Source organism: Pandoraea cepalis, from assembly GCF_902459625.1.
Lineage (GTDB): Bacteria > Pseudomonadota > Gammaproteobacteria > Burkholderiales > Burkholderiaceae > Pandoraea > Pandoraea cepalis.
In genome coordinates this window covers 88,630-112,504 of the sequence record NZ_CABPRY010000001.1, presented here as the reverse complement: position 1 = coordinate 112,504, position 23,875 = coordinate 88,630, and the positions used below count along the sequence as shown (strand labels likewise).

The following is a 23,875-nucleotide window of genomic DNA, read 5'->3' as shown; positions in this document are numbered from 1 at the left end:
GTATCGTCAGATGCTCACACCAGCGGGGCAAGCCGAAAGGTTTGTCCCGTTTTTACATTGTGGCCTCCTCTTTTCTGCGTCGCTTCAATCGACGCATAGGCTCTGAACGCTCGTCGCTCGATGCCGCACGCATGCCAAGCACCTCTCGAATGATTCTGACCTGGCTAGGACTGATACGCGGTAGCTTGTCGCGAAGCTCGGTAAGAAGCCAATAGATATCGGGCGGCGCGTCGGGTTCGATGACAAGCTTGCGCTGCGAAGCATGGCTGACAGCACGCAAGTCGTGCTGCTCTGATGTTGACAGGTCAAGCGCTTGTATCAAGCGATCAAGAAATTCGTTTGTGGGAGGCCCTTTGAGGCCAACTTCCAACGCCGATATGTAGCTCTGTTCATACCCCAGCAGTTCCGCGAGATCTGCTTGGCGCAGATCTCGCCGCATACGCAGATCATGCAGGAATTGGGAGAATGGGCTCATTGTGACTCAGCTTTTCAATACGAATTACCAAAAGCCTAAATCCCCAAAAAATCATTGTCAATCAACAACTTGAAGGGAAATTCAATTCACTGAAGATTGCGCCATCAACATGGGCAGTATCGCCACATCAAGATATGTAAATTTGCGGAAACGGGTTCGGCATAAGCGTAGGGGGCGGCACACTGCGCGGAGATATTCCGTCTTAAAGACGTTGGCTTAGTATTCAGAGAACGGCTTTCGCGACCGGCCGTACGACGCTTCCACTTCCGAAGCCACCGTCGGAGCGGCGCTGAGCCGACGAGATATTCGGGCTCGGCAGCGACCTATTGCGTCAGGCAGGAATCGGCCATGATGTGTCAAACGCCCACCCAGCGGCCAAGACGTTCAGGCGCCGGCTCGACTCAGTAAACGGCCATTCCATGGGCGAAAACGAGCGTTGCTTCGTCGGCCATTGCTCACCGTCAGATGTGGGCGTCCGTGAGGCGGCTACAGGTAGTTTTCCGGACAGTAGCCGCGAATATCTGTTGTCACTGCCGGCGGAAGCGTATCGTCTGCGTGTGCGCTCATCACAGCCATACCGTGGTGACAGCAGCGGTGCAAGACTCGAATGTCCCGTTGCTAAGCCGCGGTTCGACTTCGCTTCGTTTGCAAAAGTGCCGACCTATCGACTTCAGCACACGCCAAGAAGGGGGTGTCAGAAATTCCGTGTTCAAGGCGGGTTGGGAATCACTCGGACGGTCGCACGAAACGATCGGCGTAGAGGATAGCGAATTGGTTCATGGCCGCTTTCCAGTATTTGGCTGCACGCCCCCAATCAGCGGTGATATTGCGCAGTGCAAGCCAAATGAGTTTCGTCGCTGCATCATCCGTCGGGAAGTGACCTCGCGTCTTGATGATCTTGCGCAGTTGCGAGTTGATATTCTCAATGGCGTTCGTAGTGTATATAACCTTGCGGATGTCCGGTGGAAACGCAAAGAACGGAATCACGTGATCCCAGGCATTGCGCCACGACGTGCTCACAGTTGGGTGTTGATGTGCACCAAGAACTGACCCTTTGTCCGCATCCCCAGAGGGTCAGATTTAAACCGGCGTTGACACCTGCCGCCTAGTGCGAGCTGCGCAGCTGGACCTGTCATTGTCGACATCCCTGCGAATGGTGCAGTGTTGTTAAAAGTGCAGTGTTGCTCATCGCCCTCGACTGGGGGCATGCCAAGTCGTACAATACCGCCAAACAAATTGTTGTTAACAACAACTTCGTACATTATGCACTACACCCCTCAGCAGGTACAGAAGGCTGTCGGGATTGGTCAGGAGACTCTTCGGTACTGGAAGAGAGCGTTGCCCCCTCTTGCTGACCACCACGGACAGTCGGCGTCCTTTTCATTCTCTGATCTTGTCGCACTAAAGGTTGTTTACCTGTTGGTGGCACGAAGCGGCATGGGTGTCAGCTTCGTCTCCAGCTTCGCGGAAGAACTCTTCGAAGTGTGCCGGGCGATCGCTCCTCACGCGATATCCGGGCATACGGCGCTGGTTATTCAACTCGAAAACAACTCCGTTAAGCGGGTAGCCACAGGAAGTTCGCAGGGAGGAAATTCCCTGCATGTCGTGGTGCCGCTTGCTCGCTGTGTAGATGAGCTAGTACAGAGCCTTCGTGAAAACGACGAGCCGGATTCACAAATTAGCCTACCGCTTCCGCTCACAGCGGTTTTCACGAAGGCATAGTGTATGGATCAAATAATGTTGTCGTACCGCGCGTGGCAGCACGGCCTAGGCCTGTTGGCTGTTCCCCTCTATCGTGAGCAGCACACAGATACCAAGCACGTCCTCCTAAATGGGGTCGCCGGCAATTTCTGCTTGGATGAAGACGAGGGCATTCCGCTATTGGACCGGAGTGCTACCGCTTGGTCATCGAATATTGGCCACCATCTAACAGTTACCAGAAATTACGTTGAAGTGGTCCGCTGGGATCGACCAGATTCCGCCGAAAAATATACCACTTCTAGCATTCGGACGAACTTGGACGAGTTCCACCGATATCTGGAGAAGAATAGCCCCGATGGCTCAAATTCGGTTGTAAGCCATGCGCTTGGCGTGTTCAGATCCATGCGGTCCAGTCTGCGCGAAGGCTCGACCGGCTTCAGCGCACTCGGCGCCTTCCTCTATCTACTCGGCTGCGTTGCAAGTGAGACGGAGCTCGGGAGAGAATTGCCCGCAAACTGGCCGGTGCCAGCTAGCGGGAAGACAGCATTTGATGCGATATCTGAGGCCGACCAAGGTTACTTCTTTGATCGTTTGGCAGGCAAAATCGGTTCATTCAGGATGCTCCGCCCGGACTTTGCCCTTCTTCTGCGTCACGCTTCAGGCGCACTATTTCAGGAGGCACACGCACAAGTAGTCCTTCCCGATGAAGATTGGCTTCCGGGATTAGGACCGCTCGACGCAGTGGTTAACACGCGCTCCTTGGGAATCACCGATGGAGCGTATTTCACGCCACCTTCAATTGCCAGGACCCTAGCAGAAGAGGGCTTGCGCGAATTTTCCAACTCACGAATTGAAGAGATCGTTATATTCGATCCCGCTTGTGGGTCTGGTGAATTGCTAAAAGAAGCATTGAGAATTCTCGAAATTAACGGATTTAGCGGGCGGGTGTTGCTACGGGGCTGGGATCAGTCTCAGGCTGCCGTTGATATCGCTAAGTTTAGCCTCGGATGGGAAGCGGCGAGCTGGAATGGGCGAGTGGTCGTCCAGATTGAATGTCACAACTCCGTCACTGAGCCGAGTTGGCCGGCAGATAATCATGTTATTTTGATGAATCCGCCATTCAAATCCTGGCAGGAGATGCACGGCGCCGAACAAGACGCAGTCCAACGGCAACTGATGGGACTTCAGGCAAATAAACCAAACTTGGCTTCGGTATTTATCATGCGGGCGAGCCAAGCGTTGGTAAGTGATGGCGTGCTCGCCAGTGTTGCACCTCGCTCGTTCTTCGATGCATCGTCGTCTAGGAAGCTTCGTGAAGCTCTATTGGAAGAGATTTCGCCTGTCGTTATCGTCAATCTTGCCAATCCATCGCTCTATATGCACGCGATGGTGCAATCCGGTCTCTTTGTTGCGAAGCGGACGACAAGTCGACAACCCGCAACGCTAGTTTGGACTGACCCACGTCCAGGGTCGGTAGGCGAGGCTTTGCGCGGGCTTCGAAAATTTCAACTTGAAGGGAATGTTGTAATTAGCGAAGGCGGTTATTCTGTTTATCGGGATAAGGCGTCTATATACGAACCTCGCTCTTGGCTGCCGCGCCCCTACACGGGGTGGGCACTAGGGCGACTTTTGGGGGAACGAAAAGGTCTGGTAGCCGCGAAAAATCTCTTTGACATCAAGCAAGGCGTCCGCATGGGCGGGGACGTATTTTTAGTGCCAAAGGATTTCTTTACTCGTATGAGTGAAGCAGAACGGGCATTTTTTCGACCAGCCGTTACCAATGCTACGCTAGTCGAGGCGCACCTTAAATTAGAAACTTATATCTTTTATCCCTATACAACAGGGCTAGATCCAATCGACTCAGAGCTCGATTTGGCGAGACTCGTGCCCGCATACTATGAAGAGTATCTTCGGCCGAACAAATCAGAACTTACAGCACGTAGAAGCCTTGTCAAGGCAAGTCAGCCGTGGTGGGGACTAATTTGGCCAAGAGAATGGCAATATGCAGTAAAGCCAAAGCTCGTAACGAAATATTTTGGTCAGACAGGTGCGTTTGCATGGGACACAACCGGGGAATTTGTTGTGGTGGTTGGCCACGGATGGTTACCACGTGAATCCAAGAAGCACTGGCAACATATTTCGAGCGACGAATATGCTCTTGCTCTCGTAGCGGTATTCGCGAGTCGACTTGCAGAAAAGCTTTTGTCTCAAGTGTCGGCGCAAGTTGGTGGCGGACAATGGGACTTGTCAAGTAAGTATGTTGGCGAACTGCCCCTCCTTGCTCCGACACCTGCAAATTTGCGAGTTTTGAGAGATCTAGCTGTGTGGGGAAAGCGAATTGCGTCAGAGGAGGCAGTTGATCTCGATATTCTGACCGAGCTCGTCTGCGGGGCTTACGGTATTCCGCTCGATGCCATCAGCTCCTGAGTTTCTCGCATACGACGAGGGCCTGATCTCTGCCTGCGAAAAGGTATTGGAGAAGCACTGGCGCAAGGGGAAGGGAATAAAGATTGAGAGAAAGCCTAAAGGAGGAATGATAGGAACATTCTATTGCCTGCTTGACCGTTACCAGACGGCAGGGACCCTCATCGAGACTCGCGCAAATGAGAAGTTGCCTCTGCCTGTCGCGGCAATTCACCCCTTCATAGTTCCTGACAGTTTCTACTTTGGGCTTCGTTTGCGATTCGACCACAAGTACGAATCAACCTTCGCAATGACCTCGGTCAGCGTCTCGATCTTTGCTGGAAAGGAGCTTTCGCCCATAGTGAGAGCGGAGTGGGATCTCCGGGACATTGGAAGCTCTCGGCACGCACAGCCTCATTGGCACCTGCTCGGCTTGGACTTCTTGGATAGGCCCAATGACTCCTTCGGAGCAACTGGTAGCGCCGACGAAAGGCCGAAGGAGTTCTCAACGGCGAAGGTTGCGTCACGAACGGAAATTGAACGAATTCATTTCGCCACGAATGCTGCCTGGCAGGCTGGAAGCCCAACGACTGTTCAGCACCCGTTTTTAGAGAAGGCACAGCTGATCAACTGGCTCGGTGGGCTTGCAGAATATATGTCAGAGCAGCTGACGCTGGTAGCGTCGAAAGGCCCCGCCCCTGTTACGAATGAGCCAGCAATCGCTGAATTCATGCCGGCACGATAGCGCTCCGATGCGTATGACTCGTGAGGCGTCCGGGCCTAACAGGCTGTTGAAGTATCCCCCTCGTGGCGCGACGGTAGCTTTCCAAACAGCTGCCCCGCATCATCCCCACAGCGCGCTGAAATATCGCTCAATCGCAAAAGTATGGCGCCAGTCGCACTCACTCTGGCGCCCTACGCCACCAACAAAAATGCGCGCAGGCCTTTTCGGCTTTTTTTGCATTAACTGTGACAATACTTTTGCACTAACTTGACACAGTTTGCATTTACTGTGAGAACCGACACCAATCAAACATCAATATTTCCAGCCCTCAACGCATTCGACTCAATAAACGCCCGACGCGGCTCAACATCATCCCCCATCAGCGTGGTGAAGATCCCATCCGCAGCGATCGCGTCTTCGATCTGCACGCGCAGCAAGCGGCGGACCGTCGGGTCCATCGTGGTGTCCCACAGTTGCGCCGCGTTCATCTCGCCCAGCCCCTTGTAGCGCTGCTTCGAGACGTTGCGCTCCGCATCCGCCATCAGCCACTTCATCGCCGCCTTGAAGTTCGACACCGTCTGTGACTTCTCGCCACGTCGAATCGTCGCGCCTTCTCCGATCAAGCCCTTGAACGTCTCCGCCGTCTTCTGCAACTGCGCATAGTCCGCCGTTTGCAGGAAGCCCTGGTCGATCACGCTCAGCTTCACGTTGCCATGATGACGACGCTCCACGCGCAATGACGCCACCGGCTCCGCATTCTCGACGTCTTCCATCACCGCCGTAATCGTTATCTCCGGTGCCAACGGATCGTCGCTCAGCGCCGCCTGCAACGCCGCAGCCGTGCGCTTCGCCGATTCCTCGTTGTCCAGCTGGATCTCCACGCCTTCGGTCACCGCCGTGAGCACCGACGCCTCGTAAATCCGGCTCAGACGGTCGATCACGCCATCGGCCAACTGGTAGCTGCGCGTCAACTCGCCCAGCGCATCGCCAGCAATCGGCGCTGCCCCGGTCGACGGCGTCAGCTCGGCATTGTTCATCGCCAGCTTCAGCATGTACTGCGCCAGCTCGCCTTCGTCCTTGATGTAACGCTCGTCCTTGTTGTGCTTGACCTTGTACAGCGGCGGTTGTGCGATGTACACGTAACCACGCTCGATCAGCTCCGGCACCTGACGGTAGAAGAACGTCAGCAACAACGTGCGGATGTGCGCGCCGTCCACGTCAGCATCGGTCATGATGATGATGCGGTGATAACGCAGCTTGTCGATGTTGTAATCGTCCTTGCCGATGCCGCAACCCAACGCGGTAATCAGCGTCACGATCTGCTCGCTCGAAATCAGCTTGTCGAAACGCGCCTTCTCAACGTTCAGCACCTTGCCGCGCAACGGCAAAATCGCCTGGAACTTACGGTCGCGCCCCTGCTTCGCCGATCCACCTGCCGAGTCGCCCTCGACCACGTAGATCTCGCACAGCGCCGGATCCTTCTCCTGACAGTCCGCCAACTTGCCCGGCAGACCCACGCCGTCGAGCACGCCCTTGCGTCGCGTCATTTCACGCGCCTTGCGCGCCGCATCGCGCGCCCGCGCCGCTTCAACGATCTTCGAGCAAATGATCTTCGCGTCGTTCGGCGTCTCCTGCAGGAATTCGTCGAGCGCCTTCGCCACGTACTCTTCCACCGGCGCGCGCACTTCCGACGACACCAGCTTGTCCTTCGTCTGCGACGAGAACTTCGGCTCCGGCACCTTCACCGACAACACGCACGTCAAACCCTCGCGCATGTCGTCGCCGGTCGTCTCGACCTTGGCCTTCTTCGCCAGCTCGTTTTCGTCGATGTACTTGTTGATCACGCGCGTCATCGCCGCGCGCAGACCGGTCAAGTGCGCGCCGCCGTCACGCTGCGGAATGTTGTTCGTGAAACACAGCACCGTCTCGTTGTAGCTGTCGTTCCACTGCATCGCAACTTCCACGCCGATACCGTCGCGCTCGCCCGTCACGTGGAAGATCGTCGGATGCAGTACGGTCTTCGTCTTGTTGATGTACTCGACGAAACCCTTCACGCCGCCGCCAAACGCGAAATCGTCTTCCTTGCCCGTGCGCAGATCCGTCAGGCGAATACGCACACCGTTGTTCAGGAAGGACAGCTCGCGCATACGCTTGGCGAGAATGTCGTAATGGAATTCGACCTTGCCGAAGATCGTTTCATCGGCGAGGAAGTGCACCTCGGTGCCGCGCTTATCGGTGTCGCCCAGCAGCTTCAGCGGCGACGTCTCAACGCCGTCGACCACCTCGAGCTCACGGTTCTGCGGCACGCCCTGGTGGAACTCCATGAAGTGCTTCTTGCCGTCGCGACGCACGGTGAGCTTCAGGTACGTGGACAGCGCATTCACGCACGACACGCCCACACCGTGCAAACCGCCCGACACCTTGTAGCTGTTCTGGTCGAACTTGCCGCCCGCGTGCAGTTCGGTCATCACGATTTCCGCCGCGCTGCGCTTCGGCTCGTGCTTGTCGTCGAACTTGATCCCCGTGGGAATGCCGCGACCGTTGTCCGTCACGGAAATCGAATTGTCCGCGTGAATGATCACGTGGATGTCGTCGCAGTAACCGGCAAGCGCCTCGTCGATCGAGTTGTCCAGCACCTCGAATACCAGGTGATGCAGGCCCGTGCCGTCCGACGTGTCGCCAATGTACATGCCGGGACGCTTGCGCACAGCCTCCAGACCTTCAAGGATCTGGATGGAGGCTGCACCATAGCCGCTATCGGCCTGCTTTTGCTGTTCGCTCATGACAATCTTCCGGTTACCGCGTCATTAACTGACGAATTACTGCTTCATGACCTGCCCCCTCCGCGCGCCATTGGCGCCGCGAAGGCGGCTTATCCCGCAAAAGGATAATTCTCTAGAAACGCCAAAGGGGCGCTCGGCCCCTTCGCGCATGTGACGGCGCGTACGGCGGAATATCCGCTCAAATGCGCATCGGCATCACGACATACTTGAATTCGTCGTTGTCCGGCAAGGTGATCAACGCGCTCGAATTGGCGTCGCCCAGACTCACCTTCACCTGTTCGACCTTGAGGTTCGACAACACGTCGAGCAGGTACGTCACGTTAAAGCCGATATCCACCGACTCGCCCGTGAAATCGATCTCGATCTCTTCCTGCGCTTCTTCGTTTTCCGTGTTGTTCGCGCTGATCTTCAGCAAGTTGTCGCTGACCAGGAAACGCACACCCTTGAACTTGTCGGACGTGACGATCGCCGCGCGCTGCAACGAACGATGCAACTCTTCACGGCTGATGACGAAGCTCTTGTTATACCCCTTCGGGATCACGCGATTGAAATCGGGGAACTTGCCCTCGACCAGCTTCGACACCAATTCGACGTTCGCAAAGCAGAATTTGACCTGGCTCGGCGCCACGTCGATCTTCACCGGGTCGTCAATGTCCTCGAGCAAACGCTGCAACTCGAGAATCGTCTTGCGCGGGATGATGACTTCCTGACGCGCAAACTTTTCACCGGCAATCGTCGTGTTGCAGTACGCCAGACGGTGGCCGTCCGTTGCGACCGCTTCGATCTTCTCGCCCTCGACCACGAGCAGCATGCCGTTCAGGTAGTAACGGATGTCCTGCTGCGCCATCGCGAAGTGCACCATGCCCAGCAGTTGGCGGAACGCACGCTGCGGCAGCGAGAAGCTCGCGGCGTAGTCCTTGGCCTCGGCCACCGTCGGGAAATCTTCCGCCGCCAACGTCTGCAACTGGAAACGGCTCTTGCCCGCCTGCACCGTCAGACGCTTGTCCGAGAGCGACAGCGCCACTTCGGCGTCGGGCATGTTGCGCAGAATGTCGAGCAGCTTGCGCGCCGCCACGGTCGTCGCCACGTCATCGGCGCCGGCACCGCAGTCGGCGGTGGTCGTGATCTGCAACTCAAGGTCGGTCGACAGGAAGGAAATGTCCTGTCCGTGCTTGCGAATGAGCAAATTGGCCAGGATCGGCAACGTGTGGCGACGCTCGACGATGCCACTCACAATTTGCAGCGGCCGCAGCAGATTGTCTCGTTGAGTTTTGACCAATTGCATATTTATCCTTCGTAGTAACTGTTAACGGGTGCCAGTTTCTGCTGAAAACCCGAAGATTCCCTTATCGATCAAGTGCTTGCAGAAGGGATAACAGGGCGGAAAACGCTGTGGACGAACCGGGGACGCTTTGTGCGCCGACCCGCTATTGTGCCCGAAAACCCCAGTTTCCCCCAAACCGCCCCCCGCTTATCCACAGGGATGCCGGCTACCCCGCCCGCCGCCCCGCGCATCCGCCCGGCTTTACCCCTTGAGCGTCTGCTCCAGCACGTGCAACTCATGATTGAGCTGCGCATCCTTGCCGCGCTCTTCTGCGATCTTGCGTACCGCGTGAAGCACCGTCGTGTGGTCGCGCCCGCCGAACAGCTCGCCGATTTCGGGCAGACTCTTCTGCGTCAGCTCCTTCGCCAGATACATGGCGATCTGCCGCGGCCGTGCAATATTGGCCGGGCGCTTTTTCGAATACATGTCCGCGACCTTGATATTGTAAAAATCGGCCACGGTCTTTTGGATGTTTTCGACAGAAATCTGACGATTCTGAACCGTCAGCAGATCTTTCAGCGCTTCCTTCGTCAGTTCGATGGTGATCTCGCGACCGTGGAACTTCGAGTAAGCCAGAATCTTGCGCAGCGCGCCTTCGAGCTCACGCACGTTCGAGCGCAGATGCTTGCCGACGAAGAACGCCACGTCCTCCGACAGCCCCACGCCCTCGACCTGCGCCTTCTTGATGAGAATGGCCACGCGCATTTCCAGCTCGGGCGGCTCGATGGCCACCGTCAACCCGGAATCGAAGCGCGAAATCAACCGATCGTCGATGCCGGTGATCTCCTTCGGATACGTGTCGCTCGTGATGATCACCTGCGCACGGTTCGCGATGAGCGCCTCGAAGGCATAGAAGAATTCTTCCTGCGTTCGGCTCTTGCCCGAGAAGAATTGAATATCGTCGATCAGCAGCAGATCGAGCGAGTGGTAATAGCGCTTGAATTCGTCGAATGCCTTGCGCTGGTAGGCCTTGACCACGTCGGACACGTACTGCTCGGCATGGATGTACCGGATGCGCGGATTCTGTTTCTCGGCCAGCAACTGGTTGCCGATGGCATGGATCAAGTGGGTCTTACCCAGACCAACGCCGCCGTAGAGGAACAACGGGTTGTACGACGTGCCGGGATTGTTCGCGACCTGGATCGCCGCGGCGCGCGCGAGCTGGTTCGACTTACCGGTCACGAAATTGTCGAAGGTCAGCACGGGATTGAGCTTCGAGCGCTCGTAGATCGACTCGACCTCCCCCAATTGCACCGGCTCTTGTGGCGTCACCCGCCAATTGCGGCGCACCGCGTCGGCTTCGCTCGCTTCCAGATCGGGGCGCTCACCGTCGAGCGACGCCGAATCGGCGCCACGACCGCCATTCGCGGCCGCCTGCGACGCAGCCACGGCCGGATTCGCACGCGCGCCGCCAGCAAGCGCCGGGGCGGGCGCTGCGCTCGGCGCAGGCGTGGGGGCGGGAGTCGACGACGGCACGCGCATGCCAGCCTTCGGATCGAGCACAAACGTTACTTCGATCGGCGCATTCCAGAAGTCCGACGCCATGCTCTGGATTCGCCCGGAGAACTGGCTCTTCACCCAATCGAGCTTGAAGCGATTGGGTGCGCCGATCTTGAGCGTGCGCGCCTGTTCATCGAAGTCGAGCGGCGCCAGCGGTTTGATCCAGGTACGGAATTGCTGGGGCGTCAGCTCTTGTTCGAGACGTGTCGCGCAGTGTTGCCAGAAGTCATTCATGCAGGGCGTATCCAGGTGGCGCGGGCGCTCGTCCGACTCGTTCGGCCGACGCTCATGCCCCCCCACTATCCGATACATCAGATATGGGGACAGAGTGTCGCAAACCAAGCCGGCGACCCCGTTCCCGAGCAATGCCGGGACGGGCAGACCGGCCGGGGTCGAGTCAGACCGGCGGCGCATTGCAGGCGCCCGGCAACCCACGAACCATGGCGCTGCGTTCGGGTTTTGCCTCGCGCGTACGGCCGGTGTCGGCGCGCGCAGACGACAAAACCCGGCGCGCTGTCCACATGGCGGCGTCACCGGTACTCTGCTGGGAAAAAAAATGATGGGGGATTTTACCGCCAAAGCGTTGGCAAAGCGAGTTATCCACAGGAATGCCCACAGCACCGGCGTCTCCGGGCGGGCGGGCCGCGTTAACCCGCCTGACGTTGCGCAGTCCCTGCACAAATGCCCAGCAAATACGACGATTTGCCGCGACCGCCGGGATATCTTCTTCGTCAGGTGTTTCCCTGTCGGCAGAAATCAGCGACTCAAGCAATTTCTGCCATCATCGACCGCCGGAAGGCCGCTGGCTGGCGGATCTCCGCCGGCGACGGTGCCGGTCGCGTACCGGCGTATCGCGTGTCATGGCTAACCTATTGACACACAACGGAAAAGCCGATTAAATAGCGGGTTCGTTATAAAGATAACCGGATTCTATCCAACTCCCGACGGCTGGGCCGCGCGTGAAAGTCCTTGAATTTGCAGGTTTTCACGGTGTCCATGTGGCGTTTCACGATGCTGCTGCGCGGGAATTTTTTCACACAGTGAGTGCATCATGAAACGTACATTTCAGCCTTCCGTGACGCGCCGCAAGCGCACCCATGGCTTCCTGGTTCGCATGAAGACCCGTGGCGGCCGCAAGGTCATCGCCGCTCGTCGCGCCAAGGGCCGTAAGCGCCTGGCCGTCTAATCGCGGTTCTCGGCCGTACCGCGGTTTGCGCGTCAAATCCGCAAGGCGCGAAGTCCCGGCAATGGGGTTTCCCAAGGCTGCGCGACTTCTCAAAACGGATGAGTTTTCATCCGTTTTTAGTTTGCGTCCTTTGCGCCGCAGCGCGCACTTCGTGTTGTATATGCGTTGGCGCGAGTCTGCGCCGGACGCCCTTGTCGATACCGATGCCACGCCTCATGAGGGCCGCATCGGTATTGTCGTCGGTAAGAAGCACGCGCCCCGCGCGGTCACTCGCAACCTGATCAAGCGTCAGGCGCGCGAGATGTTTCGCCAGCGCCGCACCGCGCTGGCCGGCTGGGACTTCGTGCTGCGACTGACCCGGCGCTTCGACAAGGGAACGTACACGGCGGCGGCCGCGCCAGTGTTGAATACACTGTGCCAGGCTGAATTCGCGCAGCTCTTCGACGCGGCAGAAAAAGCCGCCCGCAAGCGCCGCACGACCGACGCCAAGACAGAAGGTAGTGAGTCCTACACGGTAGCGCCCGACCCCGGGCATGCGCCGCCCAACCGGCCACTTCGGCCGGACTGACAGGCGGAATCGAGATGCGAAGCGTGCTGTTGTTGCTCCTGCGCGGTTACAAGCTGGTGATCAGTCCCTGGCTGGGGAACCGTTGCCGCTTCCATCCGAGCTGCTCCGACTACGCGCGCGAGGCCATCGTCGAACACGGTGCCGGTTACGGCACTTATCTCGCGGCCCGGCGTCTATGTCGCTGTCATCCGTTTCACCCCGGCGGTTTCGATCCTGTACCGCCGGCTCGACACGTCTGTCACGCTCCCGATAACACCGACCAAGGCGCCGCAGATACGGCCGCCGGAAGCGGCATGTCGCGAGCCAGGCAGACGGTCTCGTCCGGGCCTGCGGCCGCATCGGCAGTAACGCGCCGCGCGCCGGGCCATTCCTGAGTTTCGTCCACCACGAGTTACCGCATGGACATCAAACGCACCGTTCTCTGGGTCATTTTCGCGCTGTCTGTCGTGATGCTTTTCGACAACTGGCAACGCGCCAATGGCCATTCGTCGCTGTTCTTCCCGACGCCCGAGGTCTCCGCCCCGGCCGCCAAGGGCGGAAGTCCGACGCCGGCCAACGACCTGCCACAAGGTGCCAACGCGGCGCCCGCGGCGGGGAGTGCCCCGGGCAACGCGCCGGCCGCTGCCGCTGCGCAGAATGTCCGCATCACGACCGACGTCTATGAGGCCGACATCAGCGCGCAAGGCGGCACCGTGTCGTTCCTGGCGCTCAAGCAATGGCCCGACGCCACCGAGGCTGACAAGCACGTGGTGTTGTTCGACAACACGCCGAGCCAGCAGTATTACGCTCGCACGGGTCTGATCGGCGGCGACTTCCCGAACCACAACGACATCTTCACGCAGGTGCCGGGCCCGACCACGATGACGGGCGACACACTGACCGTGAAGTTCGAATCGCCGGTCAAGGGCGGCCTGCAGTTGGTGCGTGCTTACACGTTCCATCGCGGCAGCTACGTGATCGACGTGTCCAACACGATCGTCAACAAGTCCGACGCCGCCATTCAGCCGACGCTGTACATGGAACTGGTGCGCGACGGCCGTGAGATCAGCGGCGCGAAGTTCTCGCACACGTTCACGGGCCCGACGGTCTACAGCAGCGACGAGAAGTTCCAGAAGATCACGTTCAGCGACATCGACAAGGACAAGGCGAAGTACGTCAAGCAGTCGAGCGATGGCTGGATCGGCATGGTGCAGCATTACTTCGCCACGGCCTGGATTCCGAAGGAAGGCGCCAAGCGCGACAACTACATCGGCAAGCTGGATAACGGCCTGTATCGCGTGGGCGTGAAAGAACCGCTCGCGAGCATTCCGGCCGGTGGCAGCGAGACGGTCGATGCGCGTTTGTTCGCCGGTCCGCAGGAAGAGCACATGCTCGAGCAGATTGCGCCGGGCCTGGAGCTGACGAAGGACTACGGTTACTTCACGATCCTCGCCAAGCCGCTGTTCTGGCTGCTCTCGAAGCTGCATGGGCTGATCGGCAACTGGGGTTGGGCGATCATTGCCGTGACCGTGATCATCAAGCTGGTGTTCTTCCCGCTGTCGGCCGCGAGCTACAAGTCGATGGCGCGCATGAAGGAAATCACGCCGCGGATGCAGGCACTGCGCGAACGCTACAAGAGCGATCCGCAGAAGATGAACGCGGCCCTGATGGAGCTGTACAAGACCGAGAAGGTCAATCCGTTCGGCGGCTGTATTCCGATCGTGATCCAGATTCCGGTGTTCATTGCCTTGTACTGGGTGCTGCTCTCGTCGGTGGAAATGCGCGGTGCGCCCTGGTTGGGCTGGATTCATGACCTCTCGACGCAGGATCCGTATTACATCCTGCCGGTGCTGATGGCCGTGTCGATGTTCATCCAGACGCGTTTGAACCCGACGCCGCCGGATCCGATGCAAGCCAAGATGATGATGTTCATGCCGCTCATCTTCTCGTTCATGTTCCTCTTCCTGCCCTCGGGCCTGGTGCTGTACTACGTGGTCAACAACTCGTTGTCGATTGCGCAGCAATGGTCGATCAACCGAATGCTGGGCGCCAAGAAGGAAAAGAAGGCGGCCTGACGTTTTCCGGCCCGACCGACTGAATGACACAGCCGCCCGCGAGTCTCTCGCGGGCGGTTTTGTTTGGTGCATGTCAAAATAAGCCTCTGTTTTTCAAAGAACCGTGCCATGAGCGCCACTGTCTCCGCCGTCCCGATTGCTGCCATTGCCACCGCCCCCGGACGCGGCGGGATCGGCGTGGTGCGGGTGTCCTTCGGCAAGCATCGCGGCGACGCCGTGCAGCGCGTCATCGCGCGTCTGGTCGGGCAGCCGCTCAAGCCCCGTCATGCGTCGTATCTGCCGTTTCTCGATGCCACCGGCGAGGCGCTCGATCGCGGCATCGCGCTGTACTTCCCCGGCCCGAATTCATACACGGGCGAGGACGTGCTGGAGTTGCAGGGCCACGGCGGACCGATCGTGCTGCAACTGCTGCTGCAGCGGTGTCTGGATGAAGGGGCAGAACTGGGCGTGCGCCTGGCGACGCCCGGCGAATTTACGCATCGCGCGTTTCTGAACGACAAGCTCGATCTCGCGCAAGCGGAGGCCGTAGCCGATCTGATCGAAGCGAGCACCGAGGCTGCGGCGCGCTCGGCGAGCCGATCACTCGACGGCGCGTTCTCGCGCGAAATTCATTCGCTGGTGGATCTGGTGATTCATCTACGCATGCTGGTCGAGGCGACGCTCGACTTCCCGGAAGAGGAGATCGACTTTCTGGAGGCAGCCGATGCCTTTGGGCAGCTCGAGCGCATTCGCACGCAACTGGCGCGGGTGCTGTCGCAAGCGCGGCAGGGGGCGTTGCTGCGCGAGGGAATCAACGTGGTACTGGCGGGGCAGCCGAATGTGGGCAAGTCGTCGTTGCTCAACGCGCTGGCCGGTGCGGAGCTGGCCATCGTCACGCCGATCGCCGGGACCACGCGCGACAAGGTGCAGCAAACCATTCAGATCGACGGCATTCCACTGCATATCATCGACACGGCGGGCTTGCGTGAAACGGAGGATGAAGTTGAGCGTATCGGCATTGCGCGTAGCTGGAGCGAGATCGCGAAGGCGGACGCCGTGCTGCATTTACTCGACACGCGCACCGGCATGACGCCGGTAGACCAGGTCATCGCGAAGCAGTTGCCGAAGCATGTGCCCATCGTGCGTGTGTACAACAAGACGGATCTGGCGGGCGAGCCGGCGACGGTGTTGCCGAAAGAGGGTGCGGCGCCGCTCGGCGTGCGGCTATCGGCAAAGGACGGGCAGGGGATCGACCTGCTACGCGCGGAGTTGCTCAAGATTGCCGGTTGGCAGGCGGGCAACGAAGGGGTCTTTCTCGCGCGCGAACGACATCTGTCGGCACTGCGCGCGGCCCGCGAACATATCGAAATGGCAGACGCCCATGCACGCCGGAACGCAAGCGCGCTCGATCTTTTTGCCGAAGAATTGCGCCTCGCGCAGGAGCAGCTCAGCACGATCACCGGTGAATTCACATCGGACGATCTGCTCGGGGTGATTTTCAGCCGGTTTTGTATTGGGAAGTGATGGGCTTTGCGCGTTGCGAGAGTCCCCAATCGTCATGCCGTCCCATAGAAAACGTAATGCTTTGAAACACTTATCACACGCATCGTAATTGCTCCGACTGGGGGACGGGCCTAGACTCGAAAGCATCAACTCCTGGGCGGCGTTGCGTCTCATCGGGTCAGACTTCCCTCGTTGACGACGCGCATACGCGAGGCGGAATCCACCGCGCCCGGCGTTCGTATTTCGAGGTCAGTGTCGTGAAACGTCTTCCTGTTGTCCTCGGCTTCGGCGTCGTCGCCGTGGCCGCTGCCATGGCCAGCAGCAGTGCGCTCGCCTGGCATGGCGGTGGTGTGCGTGTCTGGGTCGGCCCCGGCTACTACCCCTACGGCTATCCCTACTATCCACCTGCACCGTACTACGCGCCCCCCGTTGTCGTCGTTCCCAGCCAGCCGCAGCAGTATATCGAACAGCCGCAACCCGGCGCCCAAGGCGACCCGTCCGGCGCGAACAGCGACACCTGGTACTACTGCGACAAGGCCGGCGCCTACTACCCCTACGTAAAAACGTGTCCGGCCGGATGGCGCGAAGTGCCCGCGCAACCGGCGTCGAACTGATCGGGAGACGCACCATGTCATTCGAATCGTCAGTCTCCCGAGCGCGTCATCCGTCGGTTGCCGCGCCTCAATCGCCCCAAGCGGCGCCTGCCACGCCCGCGACCGGACGCAAGCGGCGCGCGCAACGTCTCACCGCACCGTTGGCCATCGTTATCGCCGCCGCGACGCTCGCAGGATGCGCCGTGGTCCCCACCGGCCCGAGTCTCATGGCGTTACCCGGCACCGGTAAATCGTTCGACCAGTTCCGTCGCGACGATTTCAACTGCCGCCAATACGCCTCCGGCCAGAACGGCGGACTCGATACCGCCACCGCTGCCAACAACAGCGCGATCGGCAGCGCCGTTCTCGGCACCGCCATCGGCGCGGCCGCCGGCGCAGCCTTCGGCGGTAGCTCTGGCGCGGCCATCGGTGCCGGGGCAGGCCTGCTCACCGGGAGTGCCGTCGGCATGGGCAACGCGCAATCGTCTGCATACGTCACCCAAAGCCGCTATGATCAGGCCTACGTTCAGTGCATGTATGCGGCCGGCAATCGTGTCCCGGTTCGCGGCGACATGATGATGCCGCCCCAACCGGTGCAGCGCTATGCGCCACCGCCGCCACCGCCCCCGGGCTGGAAGCCCCCGCCCGGCAGCTACTGATTCCATAAAAATGACGTGATCCCGACGTCGCCCCAGCCTGCGCTGTCGGCGACGTTGCGTCGCTCTGCCCGAGACACTTGATGACCCACGATTCCACCGGCCAACGTACGCTCAACACGCCCGTGCCGCAAACCTCCCGCCGGGTGATTCTGCCCGCCATCATGGCCTCCCTCTGCGCCACGTTCATGCTGACGACGCACGCTCACGCACAGAACACCCCTTCAGCAGCCAACCCAGGCAATGCAACAACGTCGGCCGGCGCCAATGGCGCCACGGGATCGGGCGTCTTCAATCCGAGCGCCGACATCTCGCGCGCCATCTCCCACGACACCGCCGATACCGCCATCCAGAACAACTGGAACAGCATCATGCATCCGCCCGTGCAGGCCAAACCCCAAGAGAAACCGGCGGAGTCGCCCCGCCGCGGCCGTCGCGGCATCACCCCCGCCATCTCGACCAATTGACGGAACGGGCGTCGCGCCCCGCCTCACGCTTTTGCTGCCAGCGAGCGCTCGTCGTCAAGGCGTCGGGTACCGCTCGCCCGCCCCGGCCCAACTGGCGTTCGACCGGTAGCCCGTCTACTATGAGAATCATCAGCAGGATCCAACCTGTGGTGTTCTCATGCGACTCTTCCTTGCCCTGTGGCCTGGGTCGGGTGTACGTGCGCAGCTTCACGAGTGGGCCGCTTCAGCTCACGCGGAATGCGGCGGACGTGTGCTGCGTGCCCAAACGCTGCACCTGACGCTGGCCTTTCTCGACGAAGTCGATCCCACCCGTCTGCCGGTACTGCTCGCGCTCATGCAACGCACGCCGCTCGCGCCGTTCACGCTCACCTTCGACCATCTGGGCTATTGGGCCGATCGCAAGGTTGTCTGGGCTGGCGCGACCGGAGTGCCCGAGAGCCTCACCGCCACGCGCGACGCACTCCTCTCGCAATGGCGCGCAACCGGCGCGCTCGTCGTCACGCAATCGTTTCGTCCGCATGTGACGCTGCTGCGCCATGCGCGGCGCGCGCCGTCCGATCTGAATCCCCGTCCGATCGTGTGGCATTGCGAGGGATATGCGCTCGTCCACTCGGTGCGCACGCCACGTGGCCCGCACTACCGTGTGCTCGCGCAACACCACGGCGGAGCGGCCGACGGCTTTACCACGACCGCTCCCGAGAAATCGGCGATGCCAATAACGCAATACGGTATAGTCGGATGACGATGCATTGGCCGGCCGGTTGGTGCATCGGTTTTTCGTCATTCGCAGGAGGCTCAAGTGCAAGTCGGATCGATCGTCAAATCCAATCACATCGCAGTGCCGCAGGGTGCCATGGGCATCGTTACCCGCGTGCTGGGCGACATGGCAATGGTGTGCTGGTATTCCGGCCAGCCCGGTGCATCGAAACAACTCAACACCGAACCGTTCTTCATCGCCGACCTGATCGAAACAGGCGATGTCATGCCTGTCGGAGGCAGCCCCATCCTGCACTGAACCGTGCGCGGCGCCGAAGGGCGCTCAGCCATCAATACGCCGGTCCGTCTTTTCGACGGGCCGGCGTTTCGCATTTCAGACGCATGCCACCGCGAGGTCAGACAGGTCCCGCGTGCTGACGCATGAGGGCGTCGAGGCGCGCCGCCATGCGCTCGCGCCGACGACGCGACGTACGATACAGCAGCACCGCCATCGCGAGCAGGACCACGCAAGCGATCAGGAACACGCCATACGGCAGCATGTCGCCATGCAGCCGCATGCTGATCTGCGCACGCGTGGACGACGTGCAGATGATCGTGCCGGCGCGCATGCCCGTGTAGTGCATCCCGCAAACGGCCACCGCCATCACCAGCGACGCCAGCGCGCGTTGCAGGCTCGTCTCGAGATGGAACGCCAGCCAGAGCGCCACACTCGCCGCCACGATCGCGATGACCACCGACAGGGCGACGATGGTCGTATTCCATTCGAAATACGCCTGCGTGCGCACAGCGTTCATCCCCAGGTAGTGCATGCCCGCGACGCCCAAGCCGCCCGCCACGCCACCGATCACGCAGCGCATGGCATTGCGATAGGGCGCGCGCGCAACATACCAGAGCGCCGCCCCCGAGACCACCACGGCCAGCAGCAGACTGCCGAGCGTCGGCCATAGCGAATACGACACGGGGAATGGCATGCGCTGCGCGGCCATGCCGATGAAATGCATGCCCCAGATGCCAATGCCCCCCAAGGCCAGGGCCGACACCACGAGATAGCCGACACTGATGCGGCCGTCGTCGTCGCGAATACGGGACGCGGCCACCAACGCCACATAGGCCCCCAGCGCCGAGATCACGAAGGAGAGCAGAACGAGGAATTCACTGTACTGAAGCGGAACGACGCTACCTGGCTGCATGGGCTGATCCTGTGATTTCGCAGTCGCCGGGGTGCCAAAAGCGCTGACGAGCGAACGGTAGTTGAGCCTGCACGACGACGCCCAGGGGGCCGCGACGTGGCTTCGCACACGTCGGACGTCAGCGGCGATTCAATCTCGACGGCCCGGCGACGTCAAGGGGTAAAAGCGTCTTGCGTTCGCCAAACGAAGATCAATTGCCGCACGTCGATTACACCCAACGAAACGGTCTCGTCCCAAACCCTTACCGGGCGCGTGATCCGCGCAAACGCCCCCCGGTTGATCGGCCAATCGGCGCGCATCCTGACGATTTAGAGCGCGAATTCCAAACCCTCGTCGCACATCATCGCCGTTCTGCGGCACCATCCGGGAATCACATTGGCCCGAGTCGCTGCGACCCGGCCAGCATTCCACGGAGACACTTCACATGGCCGACGCAGCCACTGCAAACGCCACCGCAGCGCCGCAGGGCGCGCCGTTGACCGGTACGCGACTGGCGATTCTCACGGTAGGCCTCGCGCTGGGTACCTTCATGGAGGTGCTCGACACGTCCATCGCCAACGTTGCGGTGCCCACCATTGCAGGCAGCGTCGGGGTATCGAACAGCCAGGGCACATGGGTCATCAGCTCTTACGCGGTGGCCGCGGCCATCGCCGTACCCCTTACCGGATGGCTGGCACGTCGCGTTGGCGAAGCGAAGCTGTTTGTTTCGTCGGTGGCGGCCTTCACGGTGGCGTCGATGTTGTGCGGCCTGGCACCCAATATGGAGACGCTCGTTTTCTTCCGGCTGCTGCAAGGGCTCGTATCCGGCCCGATGGTGCCGCTTTCGCAAACCATTCTGCTGCGCAGCTTCCCCGAGAGGAAACGCGGCCTCGCACTCGGCCTGTGGGCCATGACCGTGATCGTCGCGCCGATCTTCGGTCCCGTGGTGGGCGGATGGATCACCGACAACTACACCTGGCCGTGGATCTTCTACATCAACGTGCCCGTCGGGATCTTCTCCGCCGTGTCCTGCTTCCTCCTGTTGCGTGGGCATGAGACGAAGACCCAGAAGCTGCCTATCGACCTGATCGGTCTGGCGCTGCTCGCCATCGGCGTAGGCTCGTTGCAGATGATGCTCGACCTCGGCAAGGACCGCGACTGGTTCAACAGCGGCCTGATCGTCACGCTCGCGCTTGCCGCCGCGATCTGCCTGTCGTTCCTGATTATCTGGGAGCTGACGTCCGACAAGCCCATCGTCGACCTCACGCTGTTCAAGGATCGCAACTTCGCGTTGGGCGTCGTGGTGATCTCGTTCGGCTTCATGACATTCTTCGCCTCGGTGGTCATCTTCCCGCTGTGGTTGCAAACGGTGATGGACTACACGGCAGGCAAGGCCGGGTTGGCAACAGCCCCCGTGGGCCTGCTGGCGCTGCTGCTCTCGCCGATCATTGGCCAGAACATGAACCGGCTGAACCTGCGCGCGGTGGCCTCGTTCGCGTTTGTCGTGTTCGCCGGCGTGTCGTTCTGGAATTCGCACTTCGCATTGAATCTGTCGTTCGCGAAGGTGATCGAGCCCCGGCTCGTCCAGGGCATCGGCATTGCGTGCTTCTTCGTGCCGATGACGACCATCACGCTCTCGAGCATGTCCGACGAGCGTCTGGCGGCTGCGGCCGGCCTGTCGAACTTCTTCCGCACGCTCTCGGGCGCTATCGGCACGGCCGTGAGCACCACAATGTGGGAGGACCGGGCGATCTACCATCACGCACGGCTCGTCGAGAACCTCACGCCGTATTCCACCGCGACGACGAACTATCTCGACCAACTGCGCCAAGGGCTGGGACTCGCGAACGGCACCGACTTCGGCATGCTCAACGATCTCGTGACACGCCAATCGTTCATGCTGGCGACGAACGACATCTTCCATCTGTCCGGATACGTCTTTCTCGCCATGGCGGTGCTCGTCTGGCTGACTCGACCGAAGCGCGGGGCCCAAGCCGCGGTCGGGCACTGACGCGAGCGCCCCGTGACGACCCCGAACCCCACTCGTCGCAACGCGACACGGCAATCGTTCCAGAAAAGCAACACTACGTCTCCGCTTCGCGGCTTCTGGCTGTGACCGCCGGACGCTACCATGCGGTATTGCGACTATTTGCCGACAGGGATCCTGCATGCTGTTCGATCTGATCGCCCGCTACGGGCTCTGGCTGGTCTTTCTGAATATCTTCGGACAGGCATTGGGGCTGCCGTTGCCGGCCTATCCCACACTCATAGTCACGGCGTCGACATCGCTGTTCCCGGCGCCGCTGATCGTCGCGCTGGCGATCGGCGCCGCGCTGCTGGGCGACGCGCTCTGGTTTCTCGCCGGACGCCGCTATGGTCACCATATTTTGCGGCTGATGTGTCGCCTGTCGATCTCGCCCGACACCTGCGTGAGCCGCACGGAGGGTGCGATGGGCCGCCACGGCGTGCGCGTATTGATGTTTGCTCGCTTCGTGCCGGGACTCTCGGCGCTGTCGGTGCCGATGGCCGGTGCGCTGGGGGTGTCGTGGCGCACGTTCTTGATGTACGACGCAATCGGCGCTTTGGTCTGGTCCGGTGTCGCCGTGGCGCTCGGCGTGGGCTTCGCCTCGCACATCGTCGCCCTGCTCGACACCTTCGACACGCTCGGCCGTGGCGTGCTGTGGCTGATCGTGCTCGTTTTCGCACTGTATCTGCTCAACCGCTGGCTCAACCGCTACCGTCTGCTGCGCTCGCTACGCATGGCGCGCATTGGCGTTCAGACGTTGGAAAGCTGGATGAAGGACGACATCACGCCCGTTGTGATCGACGTGCGCTCCGCCGCGGTGCGGGCCGTCGATCCATTCACGATTCCCGGCGCGCTGGCCATTGCCCCGAGCGAAATCGAGGAAAAGTTGCGAGATGTGCCGCGCGATCGCCGCATCGTCGTGTTCTGCGCGTGCCCGAACGAAGTGTCGGCCGCGCGCCTGGCGCAGCAACTGCGTCAGCAGGGCTTCGCGGAAGTCCGTCCGTTGCTGGGTGGACTCGACGCCTGGCGCAATGCCGGCTACACCGTCGACAAGATCGACGGCATTGAAACGCTCGCCCCAGCTAACTGAACTTTCCCCGTTCGCGCGAACCATTGCGCACAATTGAATGACGCGCGCTTACCCAAAGGGAAGCGCGCGTTTTGCTTGAAATCAAGCGTCGTTGAGGGTGTCTTTGAGCTGAAGAAGCAGCGTGCGCAAGGTCTTTTGCGCGGCATCGGACTGGCCCGTAGCCGCCTGTATTTGCGCGGGCACCTGACGCGCGTCACGACGCAGACTCATCCCTCGTGGCGTAAGATCGATGAACACCTGACGCTCATCCACTTCACCTCGTCGACGCGTCAAAAGCCCCATGGATTCGAGTCGTTTCAGCAGCGGCGTAAGCGTGCCGGAGTCGAGTCCGAGGCGCGCACCAAGCTGATTGACGGCAATGTCGTCCTGCTCCCAGAGCACGAGCATCGCCAGATATTGCGAGTACGTCAAACCCAATCGATCGAGCACCGGCTTGTAGGCTTTCGTCATGGCAAGCGATGCCGAGTACAGCGCGAAACCCAACTGATCTTCCAGACGCACGGGTGTTTTTTGTGCGGCTTTTTTGTTCACTGCCATTCGTAGACGACTTTTAAAATCCAATTCAATTGCGCGCCATTCTATTTCACCGCGTGGGATGTGACCAGGAGCAATGACACGTCGCCTTACGGGCCGCACCAGGCGTTTCGGCGGAACGGCACCGGCCCCGCCGCTGCGAGTGAAGGTGCGACGACAGGCTAGGTATGTCGAGCTGCGGGCGGCCGCGCTGACCGTTCGTCGCGCGGCGCCGCCTTCGGACGATGTCGTTGTCGGTGCCAACTGTCACGGGAAACTGTCACGCGCATCCGTTCAAATGCCTTTGCGGCCTCGAAATTTACCTTTATCTGAATAACGCTCAGAAAATCACCGCATCGGTCGCCGTCTCTGACATTTGCCGCTGTGAGAACGGGGGAATCGGCAAATCGACGTCCTCGTCGCTGGCATTCAACTCACATGATG

21 protein-coding genes and 2 pseudogenes are annotated in these 23,875 nt (G+C 60.3%); 15 read left to right on the top strand and 8 right to left on the bottom strand.

The window, feature by feature from the left end; translation table 11 throughout:
- Nucleotides 1–52 precede the first annotated feature (52 nt).
- The gene (locus PCE31107_RS00460) at nucleotides 53–475 is read right to left on the bottom strand and encodes a helix-turn-helix domain-containing protein (protein ID WP_150605823.1); all 423 of its coding nucleotides are present in this window, start codon (nucleotides 473–475) and stop codon (nucleotides 53–55) included.
- A 726-nt stretch (nucleotides 476–1,201) separates the two neighbouring features.
- Nucleotides 1,202–1,507, bottom strand: a pseudogene (locus tag PCE31107_RS00455) (transposase); the annotation flags it as partial.
- A 174-nt stretch (nucleotides 1,508–1,681) separates the two neighbouring features.
- Here PCE31107_RS00455 and PCE31107_RS00450 point away from each other — a divergent pair.
- Genes PCE31107_RS00450 through PCE31107_RS00440 form a run of 3 tightly spaced genes read left to right on the top strand, consistent with a single transcriptional unit; the run spans nucleotide 1,682 to nucleotide 5,324 of the window.
- Nucleotides 1,682–2,197 (top strand): MerR family transcriptional regulator, encoded by a 516-nt coding sequence (locus tag PCE31107_RS00450; protein ID WP_150605821.1) that lies wholly within the window; start codon nucleotides 1,682–1,684, stop codon nucleotides 2,195–2,197.
- 15 nt (nucleotides 2,198–2,212) lie between these two features.
- Nucleotides 2,213–4,603: an N-6 DNA methylase gene (locus PCE31107_RS00445; RefSeq protein WP_174966509.1), complete on the top strand. Its 2,391-nt coding sequence runs from the start codon at nucleotides 2,213–2,215 to the stop codon at nucleotides 4,601–4,603.
- Nucleotides 4,587–5,324, top strand: a complete 738-nt coding sequence (locus PCE31107_RS00440) for a hypothetical protein (RefSeq protein ID WP_150605816.1) — start codon at nucleotides 4,587–4,589, stop codon at nucleotides 5,322–5,324. The genes PCE31107_RS00445 and PCE31107_RS00440 overlap by 17 nt, the downstream gene beginning before the upstream one ends.
- A gap of 284 nt (nucleotides 5,325–5,608) precedes the next feature.
- Here PCE31107_RS00440 and gyrB read toward each other — a convergent pair whose 3' ends face one another.
- From gyrB to PCE31107_RS00420, 4 genes are all read right to left on the bottom strand, one after another.
- Nucleotides 5,609–8,086, bottom strand: coding sequence for a DNA topoisomerase (ATP-hydrolyzing) subunit B (gene gyrB / locus PCE31107_RS00435; RefSeq protein ID WP_150605814.1), 2,478 nt, complete (start codon nucleotides 8,084–8,086; stop codon nucleotides 5,609–5,611).
- 178 nt (nucleotides 8,087–8,264) lie between these two features.
- Complete coding sequence (gene dnaN, locus PCE31107_RS00430) at nucleotides 8,265–9,371, bottom strand: DNA polymerase III subunit beta (RefSeq protein WP_017232945.1); 1,107 nt, start codon at nucleotides 9,369–9,371, stop codon at nucleotides 8,265–8,267.
- Between the two features lie 240 nt (nucleotides 9,372–9,611).
- Nucleotides 9,612–11,144 carry a chromosomal replication initiator protein DnaA gene (dnaA, locus tag PCE31107_RS00425; protein ID WP_150605812.1) on the bottom strand — a complete coding sequence of 511 codons (1,533 nt, stop codon included), beginning with the start codon at nucleotides 11,142–11,144 and terminating at the stop codon, nucleotides 9,612–9,614.
- 163 nt (nucleotides 11,145–11,307) lie between these two features.
- Nucleotides 11,308–11,682 (bottom strand): hypothetical protein, encoded by a 375-nt coding sequence (locus PCE31107_RS00420; RefSeq protein WP_150605810.1) that lies wholly within the window; start codon nucleotides 11,680–11,682, stop codon nucleotides 11,308–11,310.
- Nucleotides 11,683–11,961: 279 nt separating this feature from the next.
- Here PCE31107_RS00420 and rpmH point away from each other — a divergent pair, with 279 nt between their 5' ends.
- The 10 genes and pseudogenes from rpmH to PCE31107_RS00370 all read left to right on the top strand — a co-directional run bounded on the left by rpmH (nucleotide 11,962) and on the right by PCE31107_RS00370 (nucleotide 18,931).
- Nucleotides 11,962–12,096, top strand: a complete 135-nt coding sequence (gene rpmH, locus PCE31107_RS00415; RefSeq protein ID WP_010806664.1) for a 50S ribosomal protein L34 — start codon at nucleotides 11,962–11,964, stop codon at nucleotides 12,094–12,096.
- A gap of 61 nt (nucleotides 12,097–12,157) precedes the next feature.
- Nucleotides 12,158–12,664, top strand: a complete 507-nt coding sequence (gene rnpA, locus PCE31107_RS00410) for a ribonuclease P protein component (protein WP_150605808.1) — start codon at nucleotides 12,158–12,160, stop codon at nucleotides 12,662–12,664.
- 14 nt (nucleotides 12,665–12,678) lie between these two features.
- Nucleotides 12,679–12,888: pseudogene (gene yidD, locus PCE31107_RS23840) on the top strand (membrane protein insertion efficiency factor YidD); the annotation flags it as partial.
- 174 nt (nucleotides 12,889–13,062) lie between these two features.
- On the top strand, nucleotides 13,063–14,718 hold the full coding sequence (yidC, locus tag PCE31107_RS00400; RefSeq protein ID WP_130027626.1) for a membrane protein insertase YidC: 1,656 nt from the start codon (nucleotides 13,063–13,065) through the stop codon (nucleotides 14,716–14,718).
- 108 nt (nucleotides 14,719–14,826) lie between these two features.
- Nucleotides 14,827–16,221 (top strand): tRNA uridine-5-carboxymethylaminomethyl(34) synthesis GTPase MnmE, encoded by a 1,395-nt coding sequence (mnmE, locus tag PCE31107_RS00395; RefSeq protein ID WP_150605806.1) that lies wholly within the window; start codon nucleotides 14,827–14,829, stop codon nucleotides 16,219–16,221.
- 236 nt (nucleotides 16,222–16,457) lie between these two features.
- Nucleotides 16,458–16,814 (top strand): hypothetical protein, encoded by a 357-nt coding sequence (locus PCE31107_RS00390; RefSeq protein ID WP_017233882.1) that lies wholly within the window; start codon nucleotides 16,458–16,460, stop codon nucleotides 16,812–16,814.
- A gap of 14 nt (nucleotides 16,815–16,828) precedes the next feature.
- Nucleotides 16,829–17,452 carry a YMGG-like glycine zipper-containing protein gene (locus PCE31107_RS00385; protein ID WP_150605805.1) on the top strand — a complete coding sequence of 208 codons (624 nt, stop codon included), beginning with the start codon at nucleotides 16,829–16,831 and terminating at the stop codon, nucleotides 17,450–17,452.
- An 80-nt stretch (nucleotides 17,453–17,532) separates the two neighbouring features.
- The gene (locus tag PCE31107_RS00380) at nucleotides 17,533–17,916 is read left to right on the top strand and encodes a hypothetical protein (protein ID WP_130027622.1); all 384 of its coding nucleotides are present in this window, start codon (nucleotides 17,533–17,535) and stop codon (nucleotides 17,914–17,916) included.
- Nucleotides 17,917–18,073: 157 nt separating this feature from the next.
- Nucleotides 18,074–18,658 (top strand): RNA 2',3'-cyclic phosphodiesterase, encoded by a 585-nt coding sequence (thpR, locus tag PCE31107_RS00375; protein WP_150605803.1) that lies wholly within the window; start codon nucleotides 18,074–18,076, stop codon nucleotides 18,656–18,658.
- Between the two features lie 57 nt (nucleotides 18,659–18,715).
- Nucleotides 18,716–18,931: a hypothetical protein gene (locus PCE31107_RS00370; RefSeq protein WP_017233878.1), complete on the top strand. Its 216-nt coding sequence runs from the start codon at nucleotides 18,716–18,718 to the stop codon at nucleotides 18,929–18,931.
- A 97-nt stretch (nucleotides 18,932–19,028) separates the two neighbouring features.
- On the opposite strand, the gene PCE31107_RS00365 is transcribed toward PCE31107_RS00370, so the two are convergent.
- A complete protein-coding gene (locus tag PCE31107_RS00365; RefSeq protein WP_150605801.1) occupies nucleotides 19,029–19,823 on the bottom strand; it encodes an MHYT domain-containing protein in 795 nt (264 codons plus the stop codon).
- A gap of 424 nt (nucleotides 19,824–20,247) precedes the next feature.
- Here PCE31107_RS00365 and PCE31107_RS00360 point away from each other — a divergent pair, with 424 nt between their 5' ends.
- Entirely contained in the window at nucleotides 20,248–21,813 is a 1,566-nt protein-coding gene (locus PCE31107_RS00360; RefSeq protein WP_150605799.1) for a DHA2 family efflux MFS transporter permease subunit, read from the top strand.
- 157 nt (nucleotides 21,814–21,970) lie between these two features.
- Entirely contained in the window at nucleotides 21,971–22,918 is a 948-nt protein-coding gene (locus PCE31107_RS00355; protein WP_150605797.1) for a DedA family protein/thiosulfate sulfurtransferase GlpE, read from the top strand.
- A gap of 81 nt (nucleotides 22,919–22,999) precedes the next feature.
- Here PCE31107_RS00355 and PCE31107_RS00350 read toward each other — a convergent pair whose 3' ends face one another.
- Entirely contained in the window at nucleotides 23,000–23,455 is a 456-nt protein-coding gene (locus tag PCE31107_RS00350; RefSeq protein ID WP_130027617.1) for a MarR family winged helix-turn-helix transcriptional regulator, read from the bottom strand.
- Nucleotides 23,456–23,875: the final 420 nt, after the last annotated feature.